This window comes from Brevundimonas sp., assembly GCF_041648615.1.
GTDB lineage: Bacteria > Pseudomonadota > Alphaproteobacteria > Caulobacterales > Caulobacteraceae > Brevundimonas.
Map to the genome: position 1 here is coordinate 1 of NZ_JBAZOS010000087.1, position 2,862 is coordinate 2,862.

At 64.2% G+C, this 2,862-nt stretch carries 2 protein-coding genes and 1 pseudogene; 1 reads left to right on the top strand and 2 read right to left on the bottom strand.

Going from position 1 to position 2,862, the window contains the following annotated elements:
• Together WC555_RS15560 and coxB are read right to left on the bottom strand one after the other, a co-directional pair.
• Nucleotides 1–1,533: cytochrome c oxidase subunit 1 (locus tag WC555_RS15560; protein WP_373255033.1), on the bottom strand; the 1,533-nt coding region annotated here is incomplete at its 3' end.
• Nucleotides 1,534–1,552: 19 nt separating this feature from the next.
• Nucleotides 1,553–2,539, bottom strand: coding sequence for a cytochrome c oxidase subunit II (gene coxB, locus WC555_RS15565; protein ID WP_373255034.1), 987 nt, complete (start codon nucleotides 2,537–2,539; stop codon nucleotides 1,553–1,555).
• 245 nt (nucleotides 2,540–2,784) lie between these two features.
• On the opposite strand from coxB, the pseudogene WC555_RS15570 reads away from it, so the two are divergent.
• A pseudogene (locus WC555_RS15570) lies at nucleotides 2,785–2,862 on the top strand (PadR family transcriptional regulator); the annotation flags it as partial.

Below are 2,862 nucleotides of genomic sequence, written 5' to 3' on the forward strand. Positions count from 1 at the left end.
CAGGAAGATCAGCACGCCGACCGCGGTGATCGCATAACCGATCGACGAGACCATGTTCCAGTAGGCGTAGCCGTCCGAGTAGTCGACATAGCGCCGCGGCATGCCCTGCAGCCCGAGGAAGTGCTGCGGGAAGAACACCAGGTTCACCCCGATGAACATGACCCAGAAGTGGGCGCAGCCGAGGAACTCGTTGTACTTCACCCCGAACATTTTCTCGTACCAGTAGTAGAAGCCGCCGAAGATCGCGAAGACGGCGCCCAGTGACAGCACGTAGTGGAAGTGGGCCACGACGTAATAGGTGTCGTGCAGGCTGTAATCGATGCCCGCGTTGGACAGGACCACGCCGGTCACGCCGCCGACCGTGAACAGGAAGATGAAGCCGATCGCCCACAGCATGGGCGTCTTGAAGCTGAGCGATCCGCCCCACATGGTCGCGATCCAGCTGAAGATCTTCACGCCCGTGGGCACGGCGATGATCATGGTCGCGGCGATGAAGTAGGCGCGCAGGTTCACGCTCATGCCGACCGTGTACATGTGGTGCGCCCACACGATGAAGCCGACGAAGCCGATGGCGACCATGGCGTAGGCCATGGCGAGATAGCCGAAGATGGGCTTCTTCGAGAAGGTCGAGACGATGTGGCTGATGATGCCGAAGCCCGGCAGGATCAGGATGTAGACCTCGGGGTGGCCGAAGAACCAGAACAGGTGCTGGAACATGACGGGGTCGCCGCCGCCGGCCGGGTCGAAGAAGCTGGTGCCGAAGTTGCGGTCGGCCAGCAGCATGGTGATGGCGCCGGCCAGGACGGGCAGCGACAGCAGCAGCAGGAAGGCGGTAATCAGGACCGACCAGGCGAACAGCGGCATCCGGTGCAGGGTCATGCCCGGGGCGCGCATGTTGAAGATGGTGGTGATGAAGTTGACCGCGCCGAGGATCGACGAGGCGCCGGCGATGTGCAGCGAGAAGATCGCCAGATCCATGGCCGGGCCGGTGTGGCCCTTGGTCGAGAGCGGCGGATAGATGGTCCAGCCGCCGCCGAAGCCCTTGCCCGGTCCGCCGTCAACGAACAGCGACATGATCAACAGCACCCAGGCCGCGACCAGCAGCCAGAACGACACATTGTTCATGCGCGGGAAGGCCATGTCGGGCGCGCCGATCATGATGGGCACGAACCAGTTCCCGAAGCCGCCGATCATGGCGGGCATGACCATGAAGAAGATCATGATCAGGGCGTGGCCGGTGACGACGACGTTGTAGCCGTGTTTGGTCTGCTCGACGAGGCCGATCAGATTGACGCCCGAACCTTCACGGAAGATCTGGATGCCCGGCTCGGCCAGTTCCCAACGGATCAGGCCGGACAGGGCGCCGCCCACGATGCCCGCCATGATGGCGAACAGCAGGTACAGGGTGCCGATGTCCTTGTGGTTGGTGGACAGGAACCAGCGGGTGAAGAAGCCCGGCTTGTGGTCGTGCGCGGCGTCATGGTCGTGACCATGGTCGGCGGCGCGGGCGTCTGCGGTGGTGTCGGTAGCCATGATCTCTACGGGCTCGCGATTACTGGGCGGCCGGCGCCGCGGCGGGCGCGGCGGAGGCGGGCGCGGCGGGAGCCGCAGCGGCGGTAGCGGGAGCATCGGTGGCGGCGGCCGGAGCCTCGCCCTCGACGGCGACCGGAGCGGCCAGGGCCGCGGCGGCGGCTGCAGCGGCGGCGTCATCGGCGGCCTTGGTCATCGAACCGCCCTTGGAGGCGACCCAGGCCGCGAACTCGGCCTCGGTCACGACGCGGATCTCGATGGGCATGAAGGCGTGATCCACGCCGCACAGTTCCGAGCATTGGCCATAGAAGGTGCCGGTGCGTTCGGCCTTGAACCAGGTGTGGTTGGTGCGGCCCGGGACCGCGTCGGTCTTCAGGCCGAACGCCGGCAGGGCGAAGGCGTGGATAACGTCGGCTGCGGTGACCAGAACCTGGACCGTCTTGCCGACCGGGACGACGATCGGCTCATCGGCAGCCAGGCGATAGGGAACGCCGCGCGCCTTGGCTTCGTCTTCCGGGAGCATGTTGGAGACATATTCGGCGATGCCCTGGTCGGGGTATTCATAACCCCAATTCCACTGATTTCCGGTCGCCTTGATGGTCAGGTCCGGCGTCGGCATGTTGTTGTAGGCGAACAGCAGGCGGAACGAGAACAGAGAGATCACCAGCAGAATCACCACCGGCGCCACCGTCCAGATGATCTCGATGGCCGTGTTGTGGCTCCAGCGCGCCGGGATCGGGTTCGACTTCTTGTTGTAGCGGAAGACGATCCACGCGATCAGGCCCAGCACCAGCAGGCAGATCAGGGTGATGATCGGCATCAGGATGACGTTGTGGAACCAGGTCGCCTCGTGCTTCAGCGGCGAGGCGCTCTGCTGCAGGCCGACACCGCCCGGCGTCGGCTGACCCAGCAACTCCTGAGCCCACGTCGGGGTGGCGAACAGGATGGCGAAAGCGGCGCCGGTCATCAGACCGCCGGCGGCTTTCAGGGCTCGTCTGCCCAGTTCCATTCGGAATTCCTCTTTAAGCCATAGGCGTCAGGTCGTTGCGATCCAGTCGCAACACCCGCCGGTCCTGTAAAGCACGGTGTTTCGCCCGGTCCATATCGGGTGGATCGACGCTTGCCAAGCGACTGATCCGCCCATCCCGACGGATGGGCGAAAAGCCGCGCCGATTAAATCGCTGTCATGTTTCGACAGCTACCTTGCATCACCCAATACCTTGCCGTAGTCTCCCTTCATCAAAAGGAGGCCACATGGCGCCCGAAACCATAGAGATCCAACTGAAGAAGGGAGTGCTCGGACTGTGCGTCCTGGCCCTCCTCGAGAGAGGC

Bases quoted from the DNA above. Each gene is read 5' to 3' on its own strand.
- coxB (WP_373255034.1), bottom strand. From the start codon at position 2,539: ATGGAACTGGGCAGACGAGCCCTGAAAGCCGCCGGCGGTCTGATGACC.